The sequence below is a fragment of the Rathayibacter sp. AY1B7 genome, from assembly GCF_002932735.1.
Lineage (GTDB): Bacteria > Actinomycetota > Actinomycetes > Actinomycetales > Microbacteriaceae > Rathayibacter.
On record NZ_PSWK01000009.1, the window covers coordinates 79,782 to 105,156 of the forward strand.

Consider the following 25,375-nt stretch of genomic DNA (forward strand, 5'->3'; position numbering starts at 1 on the left):
GGATGACGACGGGGCGCGATATCCTGCCGCCGTGCTCCGCTCCGTCGCCCTCCTCGCCCTGCCCGGCCTCGCGCCGTTCGAGTTCGGGGTCGTCTGCGAGGTGTTCGGGATCGACCGCGGCGCCGACGGAGGTCCCGCCCTCGACTTCCGGATCGCCACTCCCGACCCGGGCCCCGTCCGCACGAGCCTCGGATTCGACCTGCTGATCGCCGATGGTCTCGACGCGGCCCGGGACGCGGACCTGATCGCCGTCCCCGCCCACGGCCGCGGGCCCGCCGACGAGCGGGTCCTCGACCTCCTCCGCGAGGCTCACGAGCGCGGCGCGTGGATCCTCAGCGTCTGCAGCGGGGCCTTCACCCTGGCGCAGGCGGGCCTGCTCGACGGCCGGCGCGCGACCACCCACTGGATGCACGCCGCCGAGCTCGCCCGGCGCTTCCCCTCCGTCACGGTGGACCCCGAGGTCCTCTACGTGCAGGAGGGGCGCATCGTGACGAGCGCGGGCACCGCGGCCGGCATCGACGCGGCGCTGCACGTGGTGCGCGAGGAGCTGGGCGCGACGGCGGCGAGCGTCGTCGCCCGGCGGATGGTCGTGCCCCCGCAGCGCCACGGCGGGCAGGCGCAGTACCTGCGGACCCCCGTTCCCGAGGCGCGCGCGGACTCGCTGGCCGAGGTCACCGAGTGGATGCTGGAGCACCTCGACGAGGACCTCTCGATCGAGGCGCTGGCCCGTCGCGCCGTGATGGCCCCCCGCACCTTCGCGCGCCGCTTCCGGGCCGACCTCGGCACGACTCCGCTCGCCTGGCTCACCCGCCAGCGCCTCCTCCGGGCGCAGGTGCTGCTGGAGGAGACGGAGCTGACCCTCGAGGCGATCGCCGCGCGGGTCGGCTTCGGCACGGCTGCGGTGATGCGCCACCACTTCACGCGCGTCCTGCGGACCACGCCGGCGGCCTACCGCCGCACGTTCGCCGCCTGAGCGGGCGGCACCGGGATCGCTGGAGGAGTCAGACCGTCGCGACGAAGAGCCTGCCCCGTCCGGTGACGGCGAGGGCGCCCTCCGACGGCGTCACGAACACACTGCCGCCGCGCTCGACGCGGACCGAGCCCTCGGCGCCCTCGAGCGAGAACGAGCCCTCGGTCGCGATCGCGATGGCGGGTCCGTGCAGGGCGACGCGGGCCGGCGTCTCCGACTCCGGCTCCACGACGGCGAGCACGAAGTCGGGGACGTCCGGACGGTAGACGCGCACGCCCGATCCGGCCTGCTCGGCCGGGAGGTAGGGCACGGGCAGCGGCGAGAACTCGAGGACGCTCACCAGCTCGGGCACGTCGATGTGCTTGGGCGTGAGGCCCCCGCGCAGCACGTTGTCGGAGGCGGCCATCAGCTCCACGCCCGTGCCCGCGAGGTAGGCGTGGATGTTGCCTGCGGGCAGGTAGAGCACCTCGCCGCGGGCGAGGCGGACGCGGTTGAGCAGGAGCGAGAGCACGATTCCGGGGTCGCCCGGGTAGCTCTCGGCCAGGTCCCGGACCGTGGTCGTCTCGAGGCGGTCGTCGCCCGCGGACGCCGCGACGACCGCGGACACCAGCGCGGCGACCTCCGCACGGTCGCCGTCGGCGAGCAGCCACGACACGGCGCCGCGGAGGACCTCCGAGGGCTCGCCCTCGAGCGTCCGGGCGAACCGCGCGATCGCGGCCGCCTCCTCCGCCGGGGCGCGCCCGGCCAGCTCGGCGAGCAGCGCCCGGGCGTCCGCCGGCTCACGGAAGCCGCAGAGCGCGTCGAAGGTCTCGCTGAGCGCGTAGATCAGCTCGGGCTTGTGGAACGGGTCCTTGTAGTTGCGATCGGCGGCGTCGCGGGGGATGCCGGCCTCCTCCTCCTCGACGAACCGGCGCCGGGCCCGCTCGGACGAGGGGTGGGCCTGGAGCGACAGCGGCCCGCCCGCGGCGAGGATCTTGAGCAGGAACGGCAGACGGGGAGCGCCCGAGACCGGATCGACCGACCCCTCCACTCCGGCGAGCGCCGCCTCGGGGTGCTCGCCGATCCACTCGGCGAGCGTGCCGGCGCCGACCGAGGCGGGGTCGAGGATGCGCGCGGGCGAGCCCGGGTGCGCGCCGAGCCAGAGCTCGGCCTCGGGGGCGCCGGAGGGCGCGGTGCCGAGGGCCTCCGAGATGCCGGTGAGCGAGCCCCAGGCGTAGTCGCGGGGGGTGTTGCCGATCGGGATGAACACGGGAGCGCTGGCCTTCCGTCCGAGGGGTGGGTCCGAGCCGCTCAGCCGGACGCGCCGGGGCCGCTCCGCTGCGACGCTAGCAGGATCCACAACGCGGGCCCGGGAGGAGGGCCCGCCTGTTGGTGCTCTCCGCCAGAGGACGCGGCACTCGCAGGCGCGCTTCGTACGCTGGGAGTCGCAGCACTGTCGCCGTCGGAGCGGTCGCCGTGCCGCATCCGACGAGCGAGGGAGCACAGAGCATGGACAGCACGACCTTCGAGACCCTGGGGGCCGACTTCTACGGGTTCGAGGCGGCGCTCACGCCCGCCGAGAAGGAGCTGCTGGTCGGCGTCCGCGCGTTCCTCGAGGAGCAGGTGCGGCCGATCGCCGACGAGTACTGGGAGCGCGCGGAGTTCCCGCGGCAGCTGATCCCCGCGATCCACGCCACCGGCGTCATCGGCCTCTCCTGGCCCGAGACCCGCGCGATCGAGAACTCCGCCGTGTTCCGCGGCTGGGTGGCGCTCGAGCTGGGCCGGGTGGACGCGGGCATCGCGACCTACGTGGGCGTGCAGAACGGCCTGGTGATGGGAACGGTCGGCGTCGCCGGCTCCGAGGAGCAGCGCGCCGAGTGGCTGCCGAAGCTCGCCTCGGGCGAGGTCGTCGGCGCCTTCGGCCTCACCGAGCCGCACTCCGGCTCCGACTCCGCCCAGGGCCTGCGCACCACCGCCCGCCGGGACGGCGACGACTGGATCCTCGACGGCGAGAAGCGCTGGATCGGCAACGCGACCTTCAGCGACGTGACCGTGATCTGGGCGAAGGACGCGGAGGACGGCCAGGTGAAGGGCTTCCTCGTCCCCACCTCGACGCCGGGCTACCGCGCCACCGCCATCGCGCGCAAGCAGAGCCTGCGCACGGTGCAGAACGCCGACATCGTGCTCGAGGGCGTCCGCGTCCCGGAGTCGCTGCGCCTGCAGGGCGCGAACTCGTTCCGCGACACCGCGAAGGTGCTCCGGCTCACCCGCGCCGAGGTCGCCTGGCAGGCCATCGGCGTCGCGATCGGCGCCTACGACGCGGCGCTGCGCTACGCGAAGGAGCGCGTGCAGTTCGGCAAGCCGCTCGTCGGGCACCAGCTGGTGCAGGACCTCCTGGTCAAGAGCATCGGCAACATCACGGCCAGCATCGCCCTGGCGACCCGCGTGTCCGAGATGCTCGACGCCGGCGAGCAGCGCGACGAGCACTCCGCCCTCGCGAAGGCCTACGCGACGGCCCGGATGCGCGAGACCGTCGCCTGGTGCCGCGAGGTGATGGGCGGCAACGGCATCGTCCTCGACTACGGCGTCGCCCGCTTCTTCGCCGACGCGGAGGCCCTCTACTCCTACGAGGGCACCCGCGAGATGAACACGCTGATCGTCGGCCGCTCGATCACCGGCACCGCCGCGTTCGTCTGAGCCTCCCCGGCCGGGGAGCGAGCGGCGGCGCGCCCGGCACGCCGCCGCGCCGCCCCCGCTCCCTAGACTGGTCGCCATGATCCGACGCGCCGCCCCCGCCGCTCCCCGAGCGCTCGCGGTGGCGGTGCTGGCCGTGCTGCTGGCCGGCCAGTCGCTGCGGAACCTCGCCGGATGGTGGGGCTGGGGCGTCGTCGTCGCGCTGCTCCTGGGCGCCTCGATCGCCGTGCTCGTCCGCGCCCGCCCCCGCCCGCGCTGGGCCCGCACGCCGAAGTCGCTGGTCCTCTTCCTCGGGCTCGCGGTGCTCTCGCTGCTGTGGTCCGCCTATCCGGGAGCGAGCGCGATCGGAGTCACGGCGCAGCTCGCGACGACGCTCGGCGGCGTCGTCCTCGCCGTCACGCTGAGCAGCCGGGAACTGCTCACGGCTCTCGGACGGGCCCTGCGCCTCTCCGTCGGCCTCTCGCTCCTCTTCGAGCTCGTGATCGCGGTCGTCGTGCAGCAGCCCGTCCTGCCGTTCGGCGTCGAGCCTCCCGCCGACGGACCGACGCCCGACGCCTTCTACTGGTCGCAGGCCGCCCTCTTCACCGGCGAGCCCGTCCAGGGGATCGTCGGCAACCGCAACCTCCTCGGCTTCCTCGCCCTGCTCGGCCTGATCGTGATCGCGATCGAGCTGGCGGCCCACTCGATCCGGCGCCGCTGGGGGGCGGTCTGGGTCGCCCTGTACGTCGCGACCCTCCTGCTCACCCGCTCGGCGACCGTCCTGCTCTGCCTCGTCGCCGTCGTCCTCGCGGCCGCGTTCGCGCTCTGGGCTCGCCGGAGGGGCGAGTCCCGCCGCCGTCCCGTCTACCTGACCGCCGCGGGGCTGGCGGTGGCCGCCGTCGCCGGAGGCGCCGCGGGCTGGGGCGCCCTCCTCGGCCTGCTCGGCAAGAGCGAGGACGCCACGGGCCGCCTCGACATCTGGGACTCGGTGATCGCGCTCACGCTGCAGCGCCCGGTCCTCGGCTGGGGCTGGGTCAGCTACTGGGCTCCCTGGGCCGCCCCGTTCGACACCCTCGCCGAGCGCAAGGGCGTGCTCTACCTGCAGGCCCACGACGCCTGGCTCGACGTCGCCCTCCAGCTCGGAGCGGTCGGCCTCGTCCTCTTCGCGGCGCTCGCCGTCTCGACGCTGTGGCGCTCCTGGTTCCGCGCGGTCGACCGCCCGCGGCGCGACGCGACCTCGACCCTCCCCTACACGGCCGTCAGCCTCGCTCCGCTGCTGATCGTGGTCGCCCTCCTGGCGCAGTCGCTGTTCGAGAGCCGGATCCTCATCGAGGGAGGCTGGCTGCTCCTCGTCCTCTTCGCAGTGCAGACCAAGCGGCCGGCGAGCGAGACGCCCGAGGTCCTCGCCGCGACCCCGCTCCCCCTCGCCGACGCCTCCCCGAGGCGATGAGGCCCCGCCGCCCCTCGCTCCCCGCCTCCGTCGCCGACGCGACGGCGTCCCCGCAGTTCGCGGCGGCCCTCGCGCAGACCACTCTCGTCACCGTCCTCTGCGCCCCGGCTGTCCGCGGGCTCATCGGCTGGCCCGGCTACATCGCCGCCGTCGCCACGCTCACCGCCCTCGCCGCGGTCATGCTCGTCCTGCGGCGCGGGCGGCTCGACTGGGAGGGCCTGCTGCCCACGAGCATCCTGGTGTTCCTCGGCTGGATCGCGCTCAGCGTGCTGTGGAGCGACTACACCTGGGCCACGGTCTCGAGCGTCGTCTACCAGTTCGCCCTGGCGTTCCTGGCGATCGCGATCGGCCTCACGCGCGACATCATCCAGATCATCCGCTCGGTCGGCGACGTGCTGCGGGTCGTGCTGATCGCCTCGCTTGCCGTGGAGGTGCTCTCGGGGGTGCTGATCGACCAGCCGCTGCGCTTCCTCGGCGTGGAGGGACTGCTCGCGGTCGGCGGGCCGATCCAGGGACTGGTCGGCACGCGCAACCAGCTCGGGCTGGTCTGCCTGCTGGCGATCGTGACGTTCTCGGTGGAGCTGATGACCCGCTCCGTCGCCCGCGGGCCGGCCGTCGCCTCGATCGCCCTCGCCGCGGTCACCCTCCTCTTCACGCGCTCGGCCGTGAGCGCGGGCGTGCTCGCCGTGGCCGTCGTCGTCGCCCTCGCTCTGCGCTGGGTGCGCCACGGCGACGGCACCCACCGTCGGCGGCGGCAGGTCGCGGTGCTCGGCGTCGCCGCAGCGGCCGCCCTCACCGTGTGGCTCCTGCGCTACCGGGTGATCGAGCTGCTGAACGCGGGCAGCGAGTTCGAGTTCCGGCTGCGGCTCTGGCAGCAGGTCTGGCGCTTCACGGACCTCGCTCCGATCGTCGGCTGGGGCTGGGTGGGCTACTGGCGGCCCGACCTCTACCCCTTCACCGCCATCGACTACCTCTCGGGCCGCCCGCACTCGTCGAGCCTCAACGCGCTCTTCGACGTGGCCCTGCAGGTCGGCGCGGTCGGGGTGGTCCTCTTCGTCGTGCTGATCGGCCTCGCGCTCTGGCGCTCCTGGCTGATCGCCTCCGAGCGCAAGGCGGTCGTGCACGTCTGGCCGGTGCTGGTGCTGACCGTGCTGATGGTCACCGCGCTGGCCGAGAGCTCGATCCTGCTCGACGCCGGCTGGCTGCTCGTGGTGCTCTGCGCGATGCGCGCGGCCCAGGGACTGAGCTGGCGTCGGCTCCTGCACCCGCGGGACTGACCGGGCTCCTCAGCGCCCGCGCCGCCGCGCCACCTGGCGGAGCACGGCGAGGTGCTCCTCCCGGCAGCGCTCCCAGCTGAAGGACCGGGCACGCTCGACGCCGAGCGGGCCGAGCTCGCCGGTCCGCTCGATCGCCTCGAGGATCCCGTCCGCGATCGAGCGCGGCTCGAGCGGATCGACGTAGACCGCGGCGTCCCCGCAGATCTCCGGGAGCGAGCCCGCGTCGGACGCGGCGACCGGGCATCCCGACGCCATCGCCTCGATGGGAGGGAGGCCGAAGCCCTCGTAGAGGCTCGGGAACGCCAGCACCGCGGCTCGGCGGTAGAGGTCGGCGAGCTCCTCCGGAGTGACGTGGCCGCGCCACTCGACGAAGTCCGGCAGCGGGCCGAGGCGGTCCAGATCCCCTCCTGTCAGCACGAGGCGGAGGGCGTGCCCCTCCTCCCGAAGCAGGCGCACCGCCTCGAACAGGCGGGCGTGGTTCTTGTGCGGCCAGGCGCGCGCCGGGTAGAAGACGAAGTCCTCGCGTGTGCCCAGATTCGCGACGAAGCGCCGGGTGTCCACGCCGAGATGCGACACGTGGATCCGCTCCTCCGGGATGCCCAGCAGCTCGACGATCCGCCCCTTGGTGAAGGCGCTGATCGTGATGACCGCGTCGGCGCGGCGAGCGGTCGCCTCGTAGGCGAGCCGGCGGAAGACGCGCTCGACGCGGGGGAAGAGGTGCGGGAGGTCGCGGTGCTGCAGATCGAACAGCATCTGCACGTGCCCCTGCCGCCGCGACGGCCACGGGAGCGGGACCGTGAACGGGAAGTAGAGCACCGCGTCCCGGCCCAGGCGCCGGCGCAGGCGCGGCGTGCGCAGGAGCGCCTGGAGCATCCCCACGGCCCGGCGGCGGTGGCCCGCCCCGCTGACGACCCCCTCGGCCACGACCTCGGGCACGCCCTCGCTGAAGCCGCGCGCGTTCTCGGGGACGAGCACCTGCACGTCGGGCCCCTCCTCCCCCGGCCGCGGCGCCAGGAGGCGCGTGAGCGCGCGCGCGTAGGTCTCGCCGCCGCCCATCCCGCCCGGGTCGACGGTGAGCACGGCGAGCGTGACGGGGCGGAGTTCCGGCATGGCGTCCAATCGGTCCGAAGCCCGGCCAGGATACCGGCGGGCCGCACCGCTCCCGGCGCCCGGCCGTGCCCGTGGGTAGTATGTGTCCCGCTGTCATCGACCCCGACGAATTGGACCACCACGTGCCCCGCGCTTTGATCACCGGAATCACCGGCCAGGACGGCCTCTACCTCGCCGAGCTCCTCCTCTCGAAGGGCTACGAGGTCTTCGGGCTCGTCCGCGGGCAGAACAACCCCAAGTACGAGCTGGTCCGCCGCACCGTGCCCGAGGTGACCCTGCTCACCGGCGACCTGACCGACGTGTCGAGCCTCGTGCGCGTGCTCGCCGCCGCCCAGCCCGACGAGGTCTACAACCTCGGTGCGATCTCGTTCGTCGCCTACTCGTGGGAGAACGCGTCGCTCACCACCGATGTGACCGGCAAGGGCGTGCTCAACATCCTCGAGGCGACCCGCCTCTACGCCGGCTCCGACATGTCGCGCGTGAAGTTCTACCAGGCCTCCTCCTCCGAGATGTTCGGCAAGGTCCAGCAGGTCCCGCAGAGCGAGGAGACGCTGCTCTGGCCGCGCTCGCCCTACGGCGTGGCCAAGGTCTTCGGCCACTACATGACCATCAACTACCGCGAGTCGTACGGCATGCACGCCTCCTCCGGCATCCTCTTCAACCACGAGTCGCCCCGCCGCGGACCGGAGTTCGTCACGCGCAAGATCAGCCTCGCGGTCGCCCGCATCAAGCTCGGCCTCCAGGAGACGCTGGAGCTCGGCAACCTCGACGCGAAGCGCGACTGGGGCTTCGCCGGCGACTACGTCGACGCGATGTGGCGCATGCTGCAGCAGCCCGAGGGCGACGACTACGTGGTCGCGACCGGCGAGACCCACGAGATCCGCGAGTACCTCGACATCGCCTTCAACCACGTCGGCATCGAGGACTGGACCCCGTACGTGACCCAGAACCCCGCGTTCATGCGTCCCGCCGAGGTGGACCTGCTGATCGGCGACCCGGCGAAGGCGCGCGACGTCCTCGGCTGGGAACCGAAGGTCTCGTTCCCCGAGCTCGTGGCGATGATGGTCGAGAACGACCTCGCCGAGCAGTCCGCGCTGATCAAGTAGTCATGCCTGCCGCTCTCGTCACCGGAGCGAGCGGTCAGGACGGGGGCTACCTCGTCGAGCGCCTGCTCGCCGACGGCTGGGAGGTCTCCGCGCTCGTGCGCGGGACCGACGACGCCGCTCTTCCCGCCGCCGTCCGCCCCTTCGAGGGCGACCTCCGCGACGCCTCCGGCCTCGGCCGTATCGTCGCGGAGGCGCAGCCGGACACGGTCTTCCACCTCGCCGGCCTCTCCTCCGTCGCGCTCTCGTGGAAGGAGCCCGTGCTCACGGCCGAAGTGACCGGCACCGCGGTCGCCGCGCTCCTGGAGGGCTCGCTGGCGCTCCAGGAGTCGGCGGGCCGGGAGGTCCGCTTCGTCCAGGCCTCCTCTTCCGAGATCTTCGGGGCCGCGACCGAGAACCCGCAGACCGAGCGGACCCCGATCCGCCCGGTCTCGCCCTACGGAGCCGCGAAGGCGTTCGCGCACCACCTCGTCGCGGTCTACCGCGGCCGCGGGCTGCACGCCTCGTCCGGCATCCTCTACAACCACGAGTCGCCGCGTCGGCCGCTCGGCTTCGTCACCCGCAAGATCACCGCCGGAGTCGCGGCGATCGCGACGGGCGCCGAGTCGGAGCTCTCGCTCGGCAATCTCGACGCGCGCCGCGACTGGGGCTGGGCCCCCGACTACGTGGACGCCCTCGTGCGCGCCTCGCGCGCCGAGGAGGCGGGCGACTACGTCGTGGCGACCGGAGTCGCGCACTCGGTCCGCGACTTCGTCCGTGCCGCCTTCACCGCGGCCGGCATCGACGACTGGGAGCAGCGGGTCACGATCGACCCGCGGTTCGCGCGCCCCGTGGACACCCCCGAGATGCGCGGGGACGCCTCCCGGGCCCGCGAGGTGCTCGGCTGGGCGCCGACCGTCGGCTTCGAGGAGATCGTCGCCCGCATGGTCGAGAACGACCTCGAGCTGGCGCGCCGCTCCCGCTGAGCCGCGCGCACCGCGTGCAGAAGGCCCTCGCTCCTGGAGCGGGGGCCTTCTGCACGCGGTGGATCGAGGACGCCTAGGCGGTCGCGTCCGACTGCTCGGCCCGGGCCCGCTCGTCGACGCCCTCGCCCTCGACGAGGTACGACCAGACGCGGGCGGCGTACTCGTCCCAGGTGCCGCCGTCGATCGCGAGCGCCTCCGCCGAGAGCCGCGCGTGCAGCTCGTCGTCGGTCAGCAGCCGCTCGAGGGCCGCGGCGATGTCGTGGTCGTCGTGCGGATCGACGAACAGCGCGCCGCCCGAGGCGGAGACCTCGTGCATGCTGCCGAATCCGGAGGTCACGACCGGGGTGCCGACCGAGATCGACTCCACGATCGGGAGACCGTAGCCCTCGTTGATCGAGGGGAACACGGTGCACCGGGCCAGGCGGTAGGCGCTCCAGAGCAGCGCGTCGGTGATCTTGGAGAGCGAGCGGACCGGACGGCCCTGGCCCTCGAGGACCTCGAGTCGGTACTCGAACTCGGCGCTGCTCCAGGCGTTGCCGCCGATGAAGACCAGGCTGAAGCGAACGCCCCGGCGCCAGAGCAGCTCGGCGGCCTGGAGCACCGCCAGGTGGTTCTTCCGCGGCTCGTGGCTGCCGACGCAGACGACGAGCGGGAGGTCACCGGTCACCAGCGAGCGCGCGGCGGTGGCCAGCTCCTCGTCCGAGACGCTCTCCGGCTGCGAGGGCAGCAGGATCGGCCGGATGTCCGGCCCCTGCATCCCGACGCTGCCGAGCATGTGGCGCCAGCCGGAGTACTCGGTCGCGGCCGCCTCGGAGATGGTCGCGATGCGGTCCATGTGCGACACAGCGACGAGCGTGCGCGAGAAGGCGGCGCTGATGCCGGTGCTCGCCGTCTCGGCGGTGGTGACCGGCACGCAGTCGAAGCCGATGGTGCCCGTGCGGTTGCCGCTGAACTCGGCGAGGGCGGAGACGCGCGACGTCCGCTCGTCCTCCACGGCGAGCTCGGGCAGGAGGTAGGTGCCCTGCCACGGGACGATCACGCGGGAGCGGTCCTCCGCGGCGTCGGGCACGTCGCCCGAGACGGCGTTCCGGCTCTGCTCCGGGGTGAGCATGACGAGCGACTCGTGGGTCGAGTCCCAGCCGGCGAGCAGGATCTCGTGGTCGCGCGTCCAGCGGACGAGGCTCTGGCGCACCACGCGCTGGATGCCCGTGGCCAGCCCCGTGCGCGCGGTGTGGTGCACGTCGACGACGACCGCGCCGACGACCACCTCGACCTCGGGGTGGTGGAAGCGGGCGAAGACCCGGTTCGAGGCGATGGTGGATGCGGCGTGGGTGAGCAGACCGGCGGTGCCGTCCAGCCGGGCCCGGCGGCGGCCGTCGACGACGTCCTCCCGGCGCGGGAGCGTGCCGCGGAGGACGGCGAGCACCAGCCAGACCTCGCGGTCGGTGGGGGCGGGCAGCAGAACGCTCAGCTGTCCGGTGAGGGCGTCGACGCTGCCCAGCGGCTCCACAGTGGGGGCCAGGGTGCGCACCAGGGTGGCGAGGCGGTCGACCAGGTACTGCTTAGAGCGCACGGGGCGCCTCCTCGTGCTCGATGAGGGCCGAGGGGCCGATCAGGGCGGCCCACAGCTCCCGGGCGTAGTCGTCCCAGGTGCGCTCGGGCCGCTCTGCCGCCTCGAGGCGGAGCTCGTCGACGAGCTCCAGCGACGTCAGCAGGCGGCGCATGCCGTCGGTGATCTCCTCGTCGGACTCCGGGTCGATCAGGACGCATCCGCCGTGCTCGGCGATCTGCGCCGTGCTGCCGTAGCGCGAGGTCAGCACGGGGAGCCCGATCGACAGCGCCTCGGCGACCGGCAGGCCGTACCCCTCGTGCAGCGACGGGAACGCCAGGAACAGCGCCTCCCGGTAGCTCGCGATCAGGACGTCGTCGTCGGCTCCGCGGAGCACCTCGACCGGGCGTCCGGCGGCGACCAGCTCGCGCACGCGGGGATCGAAGACCTGGTGCGCCCAGGGGTTGGCCCCGCCGATGAAGCGGACGCGGAAGCGCAGGCCCTCGCGCCAGAGGACCTCGGCGGCGTGCAGCACCGCGAGATGGTTCTTGCGGGGCTCCTGGCTGCCGACGCAGAGCACGAGCGGCAGGCCGGACGCGCTCCGGCCCTCGGAGCGCAGGCCGTCCGGGAGCTCCACGGGCAGCGGGACCGGGACGACGGTCGGGCCGGTGAGGCCCTGAGCGGGGAGCGCTCGCACGAAGCCCTCGAACTCCAGCGCAGCCGCGGCGCTCACCGTGGCGACGCGCTCGGCATGCTTGACCACGGAGAGGAAGTTGACGAAGCGCACCGTCTCCTCCGGCGGCACCGTGTCGGCGCTGACGACGGGGATGGCGTCGTGGCCGAGGACGACGACCTCGTTGCCGGAGTACTCGGCGAGGGCCGCGAGCGGCCCGCACTGGTTGTAGTCGGGCACCGAGGGGATGACGACGACGCTGCGGTAGGGCACGACGAACTCGATGCGCTCCGGATCGCCGTGCTCCCAGTCGCGCCGCCCGGCGGAGGACCAGTCGACGACGCGCTCGTGCTCGATCGCGCTCAGGCGCCGGAAGGACATCGATCCGTGAACCCAGGCGACCGGGACGATCTCGTGCTCGGCGTCCCAGCGGGACACGGTCTGGCGCACGACCCGCTGGACGCCGGTGTTGTGACCGTGGCGGGCGGGGAAGTCGACGTCGATCAGGACGGCCCCGGTGACGACCTCGACACGGGCGTCCAGATCGGCGAACCCGGTCGCGGTGCGGGAGCCCGCCTCGAGGAAGATGCGCAGCGCCGCCTCCTCGGGGGCGAGCTCGAGGGCGCGGCGGAACCAGTCGAACAGCTCGCTCGTCGGGTACGCGGCCGTGAACGACACCAGCGCGACCCAGGTCAGCTCGTCGTCCTGGCGCGAGCGGATCTCTCGGGCCACCTCGTCGAGGTACGGGCCGGGCCCGCGGGTGCGCAGCGAGGCGCGGCGCTCCTCGTCGAAGAGGAGCGCGCCGATCTGCTCCAGGCGCTGCAGCATCGCCTCCGTGCGGTGGGCGCGCGCGGCGGCCGAGCCGGCGGCCGAGACCTGCGACCGGTCGCTCATCGCGCCCGACCGGACAGGCGGCGCTTCACGAAGCGCGCGCTGTGGCCGACGGCGCCCGACAGCCCGAGCTGCTCGACGCGGATCTGGAAGGTGCGCACCAGGCGGAGCGGCTTCGTCACCCGCCAGGAGAGGGTGCGCTCGAAGCCGGAGGCGGTCACTCCGCCCACCTGGATCCGCTCGACCCACTCGTCGAAGGGGTCGTTGAGGAGGGAGTCGACCTGCGCGCGCAGGCGGGCGAGCTCCTCGTCCGGGGACTCGGGCTCGGCGAGACGGGGCTCCACCGGAACCCCGGACGTGCGCGCGGGCTCCGCCGGGACGGCTGCGGGAGCGGCGTCGCCGACGGCCGACTCGAGGCTCGGGTCGGGAGCGGGAGGAGCGTCCTCGCCCGTGCCGCCGAGGACGGGGGCGGGGTCCCCAGCGCTCTGCGGCGCCGGGTCCAGGGGGACGTCGGAAGGCTGCGTGGGCATGGCGAACACCTCGTTCGTGTCGTTCAGTCGGCGAGCGGGAGCAAGACTACCCGCCATGCGCCGCGCACCGGCACGCCAGCCAGGGGGCTCCAGGGTGGGCCGCACGTATAATGATGCGGTCCGTCGCCCGGCGGAGGCCGAGAGCTTGGAGTTCCATGCCCAGCAAAGCTGTGGATCGCGCGCGCGCGATCGCCGACGAGCCGTTCCAGATCGCCGGCACCACGTCGGCCGTCGGCGGCGGCTCGGGCGGCTTCGTCGCCTCCCTCGCCGAGATCCTGCGGCACCGCGAGCTGCTCCGCCTGCTCGTGGGGCGCGAGCTGAAGTCGCGCTACAAGGACAGCAGCCTGGGCTTCGTCTGGAGCCTCGTCCGGCCGCTGATCATGCTCCTCATCTACTACGTGGCGATCGGCCAGATCCTCGGGGCCTCTCGCGGCGTCCCGAACTTCGCGATCTTCGTCTTCTCGGGGCTCACCCTCTGGGGCCTGTTCAGCGAGATCGTGACCGCGGGCACCACGTCGATCCTCGGCAACGGCGGACTGATCAAGAAGGTGTACCTGCCGCGGGAGATCTTCCCGGTGGCGGCCATCGGCTCGGCCCTCTTCAACTTCGGTGTGCAGTTCGTCGTCCTGATCGCGGGAGCCGTCCTCACGGGCTCGCTGATCTTCGGCGTCCAGCTCCTCTACATCGTGCCCGCGCTGGCGATCGTGCTCGTGTACGGCCTCGCGCTGGCCCTGGCCCTCTCGGCCCTCAACGTCTACCTCCGCGACGTCCAGTTCCTCGTCGAGGTCGGGCTGCAGATCTTCTTCTGGCTCTCCCCCATCGTCTACGCGTGGAACTTCGTCGTCGCCGCCTCGACCGGAGCGGGCCACGGCTGGGCCGAGCAGCTCTACCTCATCAACCCGATCTCTAACGCGATCCTCGCCTTCCAGCGCGCGATCTGGGGAGACGGCTCGCGCGTCAGCATCATCGACGGCAAGGAGATCGCCCCCCAGGTGTGGCCGCCGGACATGGAGCTGCGCCTTCTCATCGTCCTCGTCGTCGGGCTGGTGTTCGTGTGGATCGGCCACCGGATCTTCCGCCGCCTCGAGGGCAACTTCGCCCAGGAGATCTGATCGTGACCCTCACCAGCAAGCAGGAGTCCGTGCCCGCCTCCTCCGGCACCCCGACCGTCGTCCGGGTGCGCAACGCCTCCAAGCGCTTCGTCATCCGCAAGGACAAGTCGTTCAAGGAGCGGATCGTCAACTTCGGCCGCGGGCGCAAGCACCGCGACGAGTTCTGGGCACTCCGCGACGTCGACCTCGAGATCCCATTGGGCTCGACCGTCGGCCTCATCGGCGCGAACGGATCGGGCAAGAGCACGCTCCTCAAGCTCATCGGCGGCATCGTGCAGCCGACGACCGGCACCGTGGAGCGCCGCGGACGCCTCGCCGCGCTCCTCGAGCTCGGAGCGGGCTTCCACCCCGACCTCACCGGGCGCGAGAACGTCTACCTCAACGGCGCGATCCTCGGACTCTCGCGCAGCGAGCTGGACAGCAAGTTCGACTCGATCGTCGACTTCTCCGAGATCGCCGAGTTCATCGACACCCAGGTCAAGTTCTACTCGTCGGGCATGTACGTGCGGCTCGCCTTCGCTATCGCGATCCACACCGATCCCGACCTGCTGCTGGTCGACGAGGTGCTCGCCGTCGGCGACGAGCCGTTCCAGCGCAAGTGCATGGACCGCATCCGCGCCTTCCAGCGCGCGGGGAAGACCATCGTGCTGGTCACCCACTCGCTCGAGCAGGTCGGCGAGCTCTGCGACCGCACCATCGTCCTCGAGAAGGGCACCGTCGTCTTCGACGGCGAGACCTCCGAGGGACTCCAGGTCCTCCGCGAGAGCTTCGAGGACCGTCGGGCCGCCCGCCAGGAGCGCGAGGCCGAGGCCGCCGAGGCCGCGGACGAGCCCGCCCCCCAGCTCATCGAGATCCTGGGCTGCCGACTGCGCGGCGGATCGATCGAGCACGGCGGCACGGTCGTCCGCAGCGGCGAGACCCTCGAGTTCGACGTCACGGTGCGCACCAGCCGCCCGGTCGACGACTGGAACATCGGCATGGGCATCGACACCCCCCTCGGCCAGCGCGTCTTCGGGACGAACACCGAGCGCATCGGCACGCCGCTGAGCGCGGTCGACGGAGAGATGACGGTCACGTTCACCCTCCCCGACCTGCACCTCGGCGCCGGCAACTACGCCGTGCACGCCTCCTCGGCCACCTTCTCGCAGGGCGAGACCATGCGGATCCCGGTCGCCGCGACCTTCACGGTCGAGCGGGCCTCCGTGCACGACGGCGTCGTCGACATCGACTCCACCGTCCGCCTCAGCAGGCCGTGACCGCGCGGCGCCGCCGCCTCCTGGTCGACGCGACCGCCCTCGCGGCGCCGCGCCTGACCGGGGTCGGCCGCGTCCTGCTCGGCCTGCTGCACGCGCTGGACACCGACGCGACCGCCGCAGAGGTCGAGGTGCTCCTCGTCGTGCCGGCGAGCGAGGCGGGCTCGATCGAGCGCTTCGGCTTCCGTACGCTGCGCGTCCGACCGGTGCCGCTGCCCCGGCCGGTGTGGAGCGCACTGACCCGAGTGCCCGCGCCGGGGATCGACCTCCTGCTCGGCCGCGGCGCCTACTTCTTCCCGAACTTCCGGAGCTGGCCGCTCGCCCGCTCCCGCTCGCTCACCTTCGTGCACGACGTCTGCTTCGCTGTGATGCCCGAGCTCGTTCCGCGCGAGCGCCGAGAGCTGCTGTCGCGGTCCGTGCCCCGGTGGATCCGGCGCAGCGACCTGGTCCTGACCGGCACCCCGTCCTCCGCGGCCGAGGTCGAGAGCGCTCTGGGCGTCGATCCGGCGCGCGTCCGCGTGCTGCCGACCACGATCGACGCCGACCTCTTCCATGCCCGTGGGGAGGAGGAGGTGTCGCGGGTCCGCGCGCAGCACGGGCTCGGGTCCTACCTGCTCTTCGTCGGATCGATCGAGCGCCGCAAGAACCTCGTCACCCTGGTGGACGCGTACCGGCAGGCCGAGCGGCCGGAGAACCACACCCTGCTCCTGGTGGGCGGGGACGGCTGGGACAACGAGGACGTCCACTCCGCCGTCGCCCGCGCGGTGGCCGCAGGAGCCGACGTGCGCTTCGCCTCCTCCTACGTCGCCGACGAGGATCTGCCGGCCCTGCTCACGGGGGCCGACGCCGTCGCCATGCCCTCCTGGCACGAGGGCTTCGGCCTGCCCGCCCTCGAGGCCGTCGCCTGCGGCACTCCGGTGCTCGCGGCAGACATCCCCGGCCTCCGCGACGCGCTCGCCGGGCGGGAGTCCACCGCCGTCTTCATCGACCCGGCGGACCGCACCGGGTGGTCGGCCGCGATCGGAGAGGCGCTGCGCCGTCCCCGGCGACTCGCACCGGAGCCCATCCCGGGGTGGGACCGCACCGCCCGGCGCCTGCTCGAGCTGGCCTTCGACGACCGCTGATCAGCGCCGGGTCGTGAACAGCAGCCAGCGCCCGGAGACGGAGGCGACCTCGGGCTCGACGTCCCCCGTCGCCGCCTCGACGTAGGCCCGCCAGCCGTCGGGGTCGTCGGTGTAGCCGGCGGTGTCCACGTAGACGGCGCAGGCGCCGCTGCCCGCCACGGCGTCGGCGAACTCCGCGGGGTCGTCGACGTCGCCCCAGACGTCCCAGCCGTAGGTGCCCTCCACCGCCCCGTAGCTCCAGCGGAGGCGTCCCTCCTCGGTCGCGAGGTAGGGCAGCGCCTCGTCGTAGTCGGAGAGCGCTCCGATCCGCCCGCTGTCGGGGAAGCTCTTCAGGGGGAGCTCCACTACTCCGCAGCCGTCGTCCAGCTGCGCGTCGGCCTCCGACACGAACGAGCGCATCTCGGAGTCGTCGGTCGGAGCGATCGGCACCGCGGCCGATACTCCGGCCAGCTGATCGATGACGGCGACGGCGGCGAGCAGCGCCGCCACGAGGATCCGGACACCGCCACGGGCCGTGATCCGATCGAGCAGGAGCGCGAGCACGCCGAGGACGAGGACCGCGATGACGATCGACATCCGCGCCCACGCACGGATCGTCGGCCCCGCCACCAGCGAGACCACGACGCCCAGGCCCGTCACCGTGTAGAAGAGGAGCGCGGCCAGTGTCGCCACGGCGAGGACGCGCACGCGGGCGTCCGAGAAGAACCGGCCGACCGCGGTCGCACGGAGCGCCCGTCCGCCGCCGAGCGCGGAGATCGGGAGCGCCACGAGCGTGATCAGGAGCGCGACGCTGGCGAGGATCGAGAACCCGGGCGGCTCCGTCGTCGGCGCCACGCCGGACTGGCCCGCGTAGGTGTTCAGCAGGCCGTACCCCTGCGGCAGCCCGGTCCCCGACCAGGGCAGGCCCAGCAGCACGAGCTTGCCGGCGTAGGCCTCCGACTCCCCCACGGTCCGCGACGTGAAGTACGGGCTGTAGCGCTCCCCGAAGTCGAGCGAGAGCAGCAGCAGCGAGAGCCCGACGAACACGCCGAGCGCGAGGATCGGCACCGACGAGACCGCGAGCACGCGCAGCCGCTCGCGGGAGAGGAGCCCGGCGGCCGTGCTCACCGCCCAGGTCGCTCCGAGGACCAGGACCGCGAAGACGTAGTAGTAGCCGCCCGTGCTCGCCACCAGGAGCCCGAGCACGACTCCCGGGACGACGGAGCGCAGTACGCGGCTCCTCCGCGTCGCGCCCCGCTCGGCCCAGGCTCGGAGAGGATCGGTGCGCGGTCCGGCGACCATCAGCACCATCACGCCCAGGAGCGGGATCGCCCAGTAGTTGGCGAGGAACGCGTGGCCGAATCCGATCCGGAGGAAGTGGTACGGCAGCAGCGACAGCAGGACCGCGGAGAACGCCGCGACCCAGGGCCGCGTGCGGAGGGCGCGGAAGAACACGTAGCCGGTGACGGCGACCGTCGCGAACGTGCCCAGGTAGAAGACGTTCAGGAGCGTCGTCCCGTCGCGCACCACGAGGGCCAGGACCGACACGGCGAGGGCGGAGGCGACGTCGAACTGCGCGCTGAAGAAGGCGTTGAACCCGTCGGGGAAGCCGAGCGCTGCGTTGCCGTCGAACGGGAACGCCTGCGTGGCGCTGGTGAAGAGCGTGTAGTGCAGGATCTGGTCGTCGCCGCCCACGGTCCAGCGGGCCGTCAGGTCCTGCGGCCCGATCCCGAGCGCGAGCACGGCGGCGACGACCGAGACGAGGGCGGCGACGAGGGCCCATCCGAGCTCGACGAGCGTCCGGCGCCGCCGACTCGCCGTCCGCGGGCCGCGCACGTCAGTAGCCGCGCTCACGGCGCTGCTCCTCCACGCTGGTCTGGACGATCCGGTTCAGCTCGGTCTCGCCGTCGGTGCCCGCGTAGTCGTAGATGTCGAACCCCCCGCAGGCGACGATATCGGAGGGAGCGCCGAGCGTCCCGCGCGCGAGCCCCGCCCAGTCGGGCGAGCGGTCGGCCAGGACGAAGCTGTACTGCCGGTCGCGGTAGTCGCTCAGGTTGTTCATCCACAGCTGCACCGTGAAGTCGAAGTTGACCTGCTGGACGTGCAGCGAGGCCGGCCCGTAGAGGTCCAGCGGCCGCGTGGACCAGAACGAGCCGACGCCCGCGAGCTCGCGGCCGTCGATCCAGCGCTCCAGGCAGTCGGCGTCCGGGTCCGATCGCGCCTCGGCCGCCGCGGAGGCGACCGCCGTTGTGGCCGGCACGGCGGCGACGACGAGGCCTGCGGCGGCCAGCGGAGCGACGACGCGGACGACCGGTGCCAGCCGCGCGCCCGCAGCACGCCGGTGCGCCGCCGCGGGGCCGATCAGGGCGATCACGACCACGGTCGCGGTCACCGGGATCGGCATCAGGTAGCGGCTGACCGAGCTGCCGGTGAAGACCTGCACCACCAGGAGCACCGCCGTCTGCGCCGGCAGGAACGCGCATACCGCGAAGCGCGCACGGGCCGCCTCGTCGAGGGCGGCTCCCCGCGCCAGTCGGGCGACACCGGCCACGACGACGGCGAGGGCCGCCAGCAGCAGCAGACCCAGCAGCGCCACCTCGAGCTTGCCGATCAGCGGCGCCTTCAGCACCAGGAACTGCACGATCAGGTCGTCCAGGGCCGTCCCGGCGAGCGGCAGCCGGAGGTACCCGCCGGCGTCGGTCCCGATCAGGAAGCCGAGCGGTATCCGCAGCGCGGCCCCGAGCGCGGCGGCCCCGAGGACCGTTCCCGCGACGATCAGCACCGCTCGGGGAGCAGCGAGAGCGAGCACCAGCAGCACGACGAGGACCACCAGCAGGGGGCCGACGAACTGCACGAGAAGGAGCGGATCGGAGAGGGTCGTCGCGGCGACGGCCGCTCCGACCAGGAGCAGCGGACGCGCGGCCGGACGGCGCTCGCGCAGTGCGCCCAGAGCGACGGCGAGCCCGGCGAGGCCTGTGAGCACCGCGCCGTAGTAGTAGGTCGTGAGGAGGAAGGTGGTCGCCAGGGCCCCCTCGTTGTTGAGCGCGCGGCCCTCCGTCAAGCAGAGCACCAGCAGCACGGCGATGCCGGCGAGCGCGGCCGCGGGCCGCAGCCGGCGGTGCCGGTCCGCGACGAGCCGTCGCGCGAGCATCCGGAGCACGCCGTAGAGGAGGACGACGTTGAGCACGGCGTTGACCGCGAGCGCCGCCGCGGGATCGCCACCGGTCAGCAGCCACGCGACGCCGAAGACGGGGAGCTCGGGGAAGAGGAAGAGCTGGCTCGTCATCACCCACGCCGCGGGGCGGCCCTCGGCGAAGGACTGCAGGATCAGCGGCAGCGCCAGCGAGTCGCCGTCGCGGAAGAGCAGCGGCCGCCACGGCGTGCCGACCATGAATCCGAGCACGAGCAGGGTCCCGCTGACGACGACGGCGAGGGCGGCGAGCTCGAGGAGGGCCCTCCGGGTCCGAGGGGATCCCGTCGGACCCGCCGTCACCGGTGCTTCCCGCCGAACCGGATGGCCAGGACGAGCAGGAGGTTCTTCAGGAGGGTGTCGCTCGGGATCTTGGAGTTGCCGACCGTGCGGTCGAGGAAGACGATCGGGATCTCCTTCACTCCGCGGGCCCGGCGCAGCGCCCGATACTTGAGCACGATCTGGAAGCCGTAGCCGGCTGCGCGGATCGTCTCGAGGTGGAGGGTGCGCAGGAGGTCCGCGCTGAAGAGGTTGAAGCCGCCGGTCCAGTCGGTGATCTTCGAGCCGAGGAAGAGGCGCGTGTAGAGGTTGCCGCCACCGCTCAGCAGCTTGCGGTCGAGCGTCCAGTCGGGAGTGCCCCCGCCGGCGATGTAGCGGGAGGCGACCACGAAGTCGGCGCCCGCGCGCACCTCGAGGAGGAAGGCGTCGATGTAGTCCGGGTCGTGCGAGAGGTCGGCGTCCATCTGCAGCAGGTAGTCGTAGCGGCGCTCGGCCGCGAGGAGGTGCTGGAAGGCCCAGATGTACGCCGCGCCGAGCCCCTCCTTCTTCTCGCGCGAGAGCACGAGGACCTCGAAGGTGTCGGATCCGAGCTCGGCCGCGAGCTCGCGCGCGCGGTCCGCGGTGCCGTCGGGGGAGCTGTCGTCGATGACGGCGACGGTCACGTGGAAGTCGGGGTTGCGGGACGCCGCGAGCGCGACCCGCGGCAGCGCCGTCGCGATGTTCGCGACTTCGTTGTAGGTGGGGACGACGACGGCGAGGGAGCGCATGAGGCGGGGAGGATCCGTTCTTCCGGTGCACCGGCTGACCGGTGAGAGCCCTGCGAGTATAACGAGGCGGTGCTCGCGAGCCTCCGAGCGCGCCCCGCGGCCCGCCGCCCCGCCCGCGCACTCTCTCAGGAACATGGCACCGGCCGTTCGACCGCCCGGCAGGGGTCCGCGGTTACGATGGACGACAGTGCACGGCGGTTCACCCCTTGTTCGCCTGCCCCGATGGACGCCCGTCGGAGCCCGACGGTCGGGCATCGACGCCAGAGGGGGACGGGAAAGAGCACCGCAGATGAAGAGACTCCTCGAATCGCAGAAGGTCCGCTTCCTCATCGCGGGCTGCACCAACACGGCGATCGACTTCCTCATCCTCAACACGCTCGTGCTCCTGCTCGGTCTGCCGACCCTCGTCGCCAACGTCTTCTCCGTCCTGGTCGGCATCACGATCTCGTACGCGCTGAACCACTTCTTCGTCTTCCGCCACCCGGGCAGGGTCTCGGTCGCCACGTTCGCGAAGTTCTTCCTCGTCACCGGGTTCAGCTCGCTGGTCCTGCAGTCGGCGATCATCTACGGCTTCGAGGGCTTCTTCGACACCCGCTTCGGCAACTCGCTGCTCTTCCTCCCCAGCTCCGGCGAGAACGCCTTCCTCGCGATCAACATCGCCAAGGCCGTCGCCGTCCTCGTGGGACTGGTGTGGAACTTCTGCATGTACAAGTTCGTCGTCTTCCGCCGTCCGGCGCACGATGCGCTGCCCGCGATCGAGACGGTCTCCCCCGCCGCCGTGGCCGTCAGCACCGAGCCCGTCGACATCGTCCGCTGAGGGCCGCAGGCTCCCGGGCCCCGCTCGAGCCGCGTGCTAGCCTCGTCGAGTTCTTCCGACGGGGCACTCCTCCCGTCGACGCCGCACCACCCGGAGGCTCCCATCGCCCGCTCGACGTTGCCCATCGCGGTCGTCGTCGTCACCCACTTCTCGGGTGAGGTCCTCCGCGCGTGCCTCGAGTCCGTGCCGGAGGCGACGGAGCACGACGTGCGCATCGTGGTGGTCGACAACCTGACCACGGACGACTCCGTCCGCAGCGTCGTCGAGCGCCTGCCCCACGTCGAGTTCCACGAGACCGGGCAGAACCTCGGCTACGGCCGGGCCGTCAACTACGCGGTCGACCGCCTCGGGCCCGAAGTGGAGTGGATCCTGGTGACCAACCCGGACACGGTCTTCCTCCCCGGCTCGATCGACGCCCTCTACGCCGCCGCGACGGCGGACGACCGGATCGGCTCGATCGGGCCCCGGATCCTCGACTCCGACGGCACGATCTACCCCTCCGCCCGCGCTCTGCCCTCGCTCGGCACGGGCGTCGGGCACGCCGTCTTCGCCCACGTCTGGCCCGGCAACCCCTGGTCGGCGACCTACCGGCGCTCGCGCGCGGTCGAGACCCTCCGCCACGGCCGGATGGAGGCGGGCTGGCTCTCCGGCGCCTGCGTGATGGTGCGCCGCACGGCCTTCGAGGAGATCGGCGGGTTCGACGACCGCTACTTCATGTACTTCGAGGACGTCCAGCTGGGCGACTCGCTCGGACAGCGCGGCTGGACCAACGTCTACCTCGCCGACGCGGTCGTCTCCCACCTCGGCGGGCACTCCACCCGCCTGGCCTCGGCGCGGATGCTCGCGGTCCACCACCGCAGCGCCTACCTCTACCTCGCGCAGAAGTACGGGGCCTGGTACCAGGCGCCGATCCGTGCGGCGGTGCGCGCCGGGCTGGGCGCCCGGGTCGCGCTGATGCGCCTGCGCTCGAAGAGCTGATCCGGTCCGGTCGGGCGTGCCGCCTGGCCGGCGCCGGGCGGCCCGTCCGCCGGATCGGCGGTCAGGACGCGGAGTCGAGCTCCGCGTAGAAGGCCCGCGCCTCGTCCCAGGTCGGCAGCAGGCCCTGCGCCTCGGCCTCGGCCAGCGTCGGTGCGTCGGTGTCCTTCGGTGAGAGGAGCAGCTCGCCGGCCTCCTCCGGGAAGCGCAGGCCGATCTGCTCGTCGAGCGGGTCGATCCCCTTCTCCCGCACCGGGTCGAAGGTGGCGTTCACGAGGTACGAGACCACGGCGCCCTCGGTCAGCGCCACGAAGGCGTGCGCGACGCCCTCGGCGATGTAGACGGAGCGGCGGTCGACGTCGTCGAGCAGGATCGACTCCCAGCGCCCGAAGGTCGGCGACCCGACGCGCACGTCGATCACGTAGTCGAGGACCGCGCCGGAGAAGCACGAGACGTACTTGGCCTGCGACGGCGGGATCTGCGCGAAGTGGATGCCGCGGACGGTGCCGCGCCGCGAGACGGAGGTGTTGCCCTGCCGCAGCGAGAGCGGGTGCCCGACCTTCTCGGCCAGGCGGTCGAAGCGGTAGAACTCGTAGAAGACCCCGCGATCGTCGGGGAACTGGCGCGGAGTCACTTCGTAGACGTCGGGGATGTCGAGCTCTCGGATCTGCACGGTCGCCAGTTTAACGACGGCGTGTCACGGGCCCGCGACGCCTCTCTGCGCCACCCGGCGGCGTGCCGGAGCGCCGACCGTCGGCCGACGGACCGCTCGGGCATGATGAGGAGGTGACCTTCCTCCTCACGGGCGCCTCCGGCATGCTCGGCACCGACCTGCGCGCGGCCCTCGGCTCCCGCCCCAGCACCGCCCTCGGCCGCTCCGACCTCGACGTGACCGACCTCGACGCCGTGCGCGCCGCCGTCGCGGGACACGACGCCGTGGTGAACTGCGCCGCGTACACCTGCGTCGACGACGCCGAGACCGACGAGGAGGAGGCGCACCGCGTCAACGCCGTCGGAGCGCGCAACCTCGCCCTCGCCACCGCCGAGACGGGAGCCGCACTCGTGCAGGTCTCCACCGACTACGTCTTCGACGGCTCCGCGACGACCCCCTACTCCGAGGACCACCCCCGGAACCCGATCTCGGCCTACGGCCGCACGAAGGCCGAGGGCGAGCGCCTGGTGCTCGAGGCCAACCCGGACCGCGGGTACGTCGTCCGCACGGCCTGGCTCTACGGCGAGCACGGCGGCAACTTCGCTAAGACGATGGTGCGACTGGCGGGCGCGCACGAGACGCTGACCGTGGTCGACGACCAGCACGGCCAGCCCACCTGGACCGCCGACCTCGCCGCGCGCCTGATCGAGCTGGTCGACGCGGAGGCCCCGGCCGGCGTCTACCACGGCACCAGCTCCGGCGAGACGACCTGGCTCGGCTTCGCCCGTGCCGTCTTCGCCAAGGCGGGCCTGGATCCCGAGCGCCTGCGCCCGACCGACAGCGGCTCGTTCGTCCGCCCCGCTCCGCGTCCGGCCTACTCGGTCCTCGGACACGACGGCTGGAGCCGGGCGGGCCTGCCGCCGCTGCGCTCCTGGCAGGACGCGCTCGCCGCCGCACCCCTCGAGGCGGTGACCCCGTGACCACCACTCTCCGCGTCGTCGTCGACCAGATGCTCGCCCGCGTGCCCGGCGGCATCGGCCGCTACACCGAGGAGCTCACCCGCGAGCTGATCGCGACGGCTCCCCGCGACTGCGAGGTGGAGGCCGTCGTCTCCGCCCACCCGCCCGAGAAGGAGGAGGAGCTGCGCCTGCGCCTGCCCGGCCTCGCGCGCATCCACCGGCTGCCGCTCGGGCGCCGCGAGCTCTCGCGCGCCTGGCAGTACGGGATCGCCATCCCGGCCGGCGGCGGCATGATCCACGCCCCGAGCCTCTTCGCCCCGCTGCGCAGCCACGACGGGAGCGAGGGCGAGCAGATCGCCGTCACGATCCACGACACGGTGCCGTGGACGCATCCCGAGACCCTCACCCCGCACGGCGCGAAGTGGCACCGGGCGATGGCCAAGCGCGCCCGCAAGCACGCGGACGCCGTCGTCGTCCCCACTCACGCGGTCGCCCACCAGCTCTCCCAGCTGATGGACTTCGGCGATCGACTGCGCGTGATCGGCGGAGCCGTCGGCTCCGGCCTGGTCGTCCCGGAGGACGCCGACGAGCGCGCCACGGCGCTGGGCCTCCCCCCGGAGTACGTGCTGAGCGTCGGCACGCTGGAGCCGCGCAAGGGCCTGGTCTCGCTGATCGCGGCCTTCGGAGGAGCGTCCGCCCCGGCGATCCCGCTGCTCCTGGTCGGCCCGACCGGCTGGGGCGACCTCGACGTGGCCTCCGTCGCCGACGAGCAGGGCCTCGACGAGACGCGCGTGCGCGCCCTGGGAGTCCTCAGCGACGCCGACCTCGCCGTCGTCCTCTCGCGGGCCACCCTCTTCGTCTACCCGAGCATCGCCGAGGGCTTCGGCCTGCCCGTGCTCGAGGCGATGCACTTCGGAGTGCCGGTGGTGCACTCCGACGACCCCGCGCTGATGGAGGTCGCCGCGGACGCCGGCGTCGCCGTCGAGCGCGGCGACGCGAAGGACTACCCGGACCGCCTCGCCCTCGCCATGAGCAGCGTGCTCGCCGACACCGGGCTGCGCGAGCGGATGTCGGTGGCCGGCCGCGACCGCTCCCGCGCCTTCAGCTGGCGCGACTCCGCCGAGCGCGTCTGGGCGCTGCACGCCGACCTCTGAGGCG

At 72.9% G+C, this 25,375-nt stretch carries 22 protein-coding genes; 13 read left to right on the forward strand and 9 right to left on the reverse strand.

Features of this window, described 5'->3' with window-relative positions; genetic code table 11:
• Window positions 1-31: 31 nt before the first annotated feature.
• On the forward strand, window positions 32-973 hold the full coding sequence (locus tag C5C95_RS07115; RefSeq protein WP_104324131.1) for a GlxA family transcriptional regulator: 942 nt from the start codon (window positions 32-34) through the stop codon (window positions 971-973).
• A 28-nt stretch (window positions 974-1,001) separates the two neighbouring features.
• On the opposite strand, the gene manA is transcribed toward C5C95_RS07115, so the two are convergent.
• Entirely contained in the window at window positions 1,002-2,219 is a 1,218-nt protein-coding gene (gene manA / locus C5C95_RS07120) for a mannose-6-phosphate isomerase, class I (RefSeq protein ID WP_104324132.1), read from the reverse strand.
• 239 nt (window positions 2,220-2,458) lie between these two features.
• On the opposite strand from manA, the gene C5C95_RS07125 reads away from it, so the two are divergent.
• The 3 genes from C5C95_RS07125 (at window position 2,459) to C5C95_RS07135 (ending at window position 6,349) form a co-directional block, all read left to right on the forward strand.
• A complete protein-coding gene (locus C5C95_RS07125) occupies window positions 2,459-3,646 on the forward strand; it encodes an acyl-CoA dehydrogenase family protein (protein ID WP_104324133.1) in 1,188 nt (395 codons plus the stop codon).
• A 76-nt stretch (window positions 3,647-3,722) separates the two neighbouring features.
• Window positions 3,723-5,072, forward strand: a complete 1,350-nt coding sequence (locus C5C95_RS07130) for an O-antigen ligase (protein ID WP_104324134.1) — start codon at window positions 3,723-3,725, stop codon at window positions 5,070-5,072.
• Complete coding sequence (locus C5C95_RS07135; protein ID WP_104324135.1) at window positions 5,069-6,349, forward strand: O-antigen ligase; 1,281 nt, start codon at window positions 5,069-5,071, stop codon at window positions 6,347-6,349. The genes C5C95_RS07130 and C5C95_RS07135 overlap by 4 nt, the downstream gene beginning before the upstream one ends.
• A 9-nt stretch (window positions 6,350-6,358) precedes the next feature.
• On the opposite strand, the gene C5C95_RS07140 is transcribed toward C5C95_RS07135, so the two are convergent.
• A complete protein-coding gene (locus tag C5C95_RS07140) occupies window positions 6,359-7,459 on the reverse strand; it encodes a glycosyltransferase family 1 protein (protein ID WP_104324136.1) in 1,101 nt (366 codons plus the stop codon).
• Window positions 7,460-7,581: 122 nt separating this feature from the next.
• On the opposite strand from C5C95_RS07140, the gene C5C95_RS07145 reads away from it, so the two are divergent.
• Together C5C95_RS07145 and C5C95_RS07150 are read left to right on the forward strand one after the other, a co-directional pair.
• Window positions 7,582-8,565, forward strand: a complete 984-nt coding sequence (locus C5C95_RS07145; RefSeq protein ID WP_104275317.1) for a GDP-mannose 4,6-dehydratase — start codon at window positions 7,582-7,584, stop codon at window positions 8,563-8,565.
• 2 nt (window positions 8,566-8,567) lie between these two features.
• Window positions 8,568-9,527: a GDP-mannose 4,6-dehydratase gene (locus C5C95_RS07150; protein ID WP_104249497.1), complete on the forward strand. Its 960-nt coding sequence runs from the start codon at window positions 8,568-8,570 to the stop codon at window positions 9,525-9,527.
• Between the two features lie 73 nt (window positions 9,528-9,600).
• Here C5C95_RS07150 and C5C95_RS07155 read toward each other — a convergent pair whose 3' ends face one another.
• Genes C5C95_RS07155 through C5C95_RS07165 form a run of 3 tightly spaced genes read right to left on the reverse strand, consistent with a single transcriptional unit; the run spans window position 9,601 to window position 13,110 of the window.
• Window positions 9,601-11,100 carry a glycosyltransferase family 1 protein gene (locus C5C95_RS07155; RefSeq protein WP_104249496.1) on the reverse strand — a complete coding sequence of 500 codons (1,500 nt, stop codon included), beginning with the start codon at window positions 11,098-11,100 and terminating at the stop codon, window positions 9,601-9,603.
• A complete protein-coding gene (locus C5C95_RS07160) occupies window positions 11,090-12,643 on the reverse strand; it encodes a glycosyltransferase (RefSeq protein ID WP_104249495.1) in 1,554 nt (517 codons plus the stop codon). The genes C5C95_RS07155 and C5C95_RS07160 overlap by 11 nt, the downstream gene beginning before the upstream one ends.
• Window positions 12,640-13,110, reverse strand: coding sequence for a hypothetical protein (locus C5C95_RS07165; RefSeq protein WP_104283350.1), 471 nt, complete (start codon window positions 13,108-13,110; stop codon window positions 12,640-12,642). Before C5C95_RS07165 ends, C5C95_RS07160 begins: the two co-directional genes overlap by 4 nt.
• Window positions 13,111-13,265: 155 nt before the next feature.
• Between C5C95_RS07165 and C5C95_RS07170 the strand changes: the two genes are divergently transcribed.
• From C5C95_RS07170 to C5C95_RS07180, 3 genes are read left to right on the forward strand one after another with little or no spacing between them, the layout of a single operon-like run.
• Entirely contained in the window at window positions 13,266-14,222 is a 957-nt protein-coding gene (locus C5C95_RS07170) for an ABC transporter permease (protein ID WP_104262429.1), read from the forward strand.
• A gap of 2 nt (window positions 14,223-14,224) precedes the next feature.
• Window positions 14,225-15,478 carry an ABC transporter ATP-binding protein gene (locus C5C95_RS07175; protein ID WP_244229465.1) on the forward strand — a complete coding sequence of 418 codons (1,254 nt, stop codon included), beginning with the start codon at window positions 14,225-14,227 and terminating at the stop codon, window positions 15,476-15,478.
• Window positions 15,475-16,599: a glycosyltransferase family 1 protein gene (locus tag C5C95_RS07180; RefSeq protein ID WP_104324137.1), complete on the forward strand. Its 1,125-nt coding sequence runs from the start codon at window positions 15,475-15,477 to the stop codon at window positions 16,597-16,599. Before C5C95_RS07175 ends, C5C95_RS07180 begins: the two co-directional genes overlap by 4 nt.
• On the opposite strand, the gene C5C95_RS07185 is transcribed toward C5C95_RS07180, so the two are convergent.
• Genes C5C95_RS07185 through C5C95_RS07195 form a run of 3 tightly spaced genes read right to left on the reverse strand, consistent with a single transcriptional unit; the run spans window position 16,600 to window position 20,814 of the window.
• A complete protein-coding gene (locus C5C95_RS07185; protein WP_146082230.1) occupies window positions 16,600-18,432 on the reverse strand; it encodes a hypothetical protein in 1,833 nt (610 codons plus the stop codon).
• Window positions 18,416-20,071 carry a hypothetical protein gene (locus C5C95_RS07190; protein WP_104324138.1) on the reverse strand — a complete coding sequence of 552 codons (1,656 nt, stop codon included), beginning with the start codon at window positions 20,069-20,071 and terminating at the stop codon, window positions 18,416-18,418. Before C5C95_RS07190 ends, C5C95_RS07185 begins: the two co-directional genes overlap by 17 nt.
• Window positions 20,068-20,814 carry a polyprenol monophosphomannose synthase gene (locus C5C95_RS07195; protein WP_104324139.1) on the reverse strand — a complete coding sequence of 249 codons (747 nt, stop codon included), beginning with the start codon at window positions 20,812-20,814 and terminating at the stop codon, window positions 20,068-20,070. Before C5C95_RS07195 ends, C5C95_RS07190 begins: the two co-directional genes overlap by 4 nt.
• A gap of 289 nt (window positions 20,815-21,103) precedes the next feature.
• Between C5C95_RS07195 and C5C95_RS07200 the strand changes: the two genes are divergently transcribed.
• The gene (locus C5C95_RS07200; RefSeq protein WP_104324140.1) at window positions 21,104-21,631 is read left to right on the forward strand and encodes a GtrA family protein; all 528 of its coding nucleotides are present in this window, start codon (window positions 21,104-21,106) and stop codon (window positions 21,629-21,631) included.
• Window positions 21,632-21,748: 117 nt separating this feature from the next.
• Window positions 21,749-22,609 carry a glycosyltransferase family 2 protein gene (locus tag C5C95_RS07205; RefSeq protein ID WP_258061235.1) on the forward strand — a complete coding sequence of 287 codons (861 nt, stop codon included), beginning with the start codon at window positions 21,749-21,751 and terminating at the stop codon, window positions 22,607-22,609.
• Between the two features lie 61 nt (window positions 22,610-22,670).
• Here the strand turns inward: C5C95_RS07205 and C5C95_RS07210 are convergent, their stop codons facing one another.
• The gene (locus C5C95_RS07210) at window positions 22,671-23,279 is read right to left on the reverse strand and encodes a dTDP-4-dehydrorhamnose 3,5-epimerase family protein (RefSeq protein WP_104225468.1); all 609 of its coding nucleotides are present in this window, start codon (window positions 23,277-23,279) and stop codon (window positions 22,671-22,673) included.
• 113 nt (window positions 23,280-23,392) lie between these two features.
• On the opposite strand from C5C95_RS07210, the gene rfbD reads away from it, so the two are divergent.
• Together rfbD and C5C95_RS07220 are read left to right on the forward strand one after the other, a co-directional pair.
• The gene (gene rfbD, locus C5C95_RS07215) at window positions 23,393-24,238 is read left to right on the forward strand and encodes a dTDP-4-dehydrorhamnose reductase (RefSeq protein ID WP_104324141.1); all 846 of its coding nucleotides are present in this window, start codon (window positions 23,393-23,395) and stop codon (window positions 24,236-24,238) included.
• On the forward strand, window positions 24,235-25,371 hold the full coding sequence (locus C5C95_RS07220) for a glycosyltransferase family 1 protein (RefSeq protein WP_244229467.1): 1,137 nt from the start codon (window positions 24,235-24,237) through the stop codon (window positions 25,369-25,371). The genes rfbD and C5C95_RS07220 overlap by 4 nt, the downstream gene beginning before the upstream one ends.
• Window positions 25,372-25,375 lie beyond the last annotated feature (4 nt).